Origin of the sequence: Prevotellamassilia timonensis, assembly GCF_021531665.1 — a bacterium.
GTDB lineage: Bacteria > Bacteroidota > Bacteroidia > Bacteroidales > Bacteroidaceae > Alloprevotella.
Genome location: NZ_JADYUH010000185.1, coordinates 1 through 325, shown reverse-complemented (window position 1 = coordinate 325; position 325 = coordinate 1). Strand labels below are relative to the sequence as shown.

Below are 325 nucleotides of genomic sequence, written 5' to 3'. Positions count from 1 at the left end.
TATTGCGCCCAGCTTTGGCGTGTCCGCAGGCAGGCTGCTGGCGTACAGCCGTTTTTCGGAAGTACACACGCCTTTGGACTTTTTGATTGTGGACGACTTATATTCGATGATTGTCATGTTTCCGCCCCATTTTTCCTTGTCGGCTACTACTTCAAAACCGTCATAGATGTTGTAGGTCCTTGTCTCGATTCTCCCATGGCCGAGTTCCGGGCCTTCAGTATATGAATACAACGGAGCATGTTCCTTGAGCCCGTCCTCGACCTCATAACGTAGCGACCGTTGATTGGCTTTGAGCTCTATCAGGAAATCTCCGCCTTTTGCCCGT

The 325-nt window shown here is 50.5% G+C and carries 1 pseudogene; it reads right to left on the bottom strand.

Going from position 1 to position 325, the window contains the following annotated elements:
- Positions 1–325 (bottom strand): annotated as a pseudogene (locus I6E40_RS10795) (ISAs1 family transposase); the annotation flags it as partial.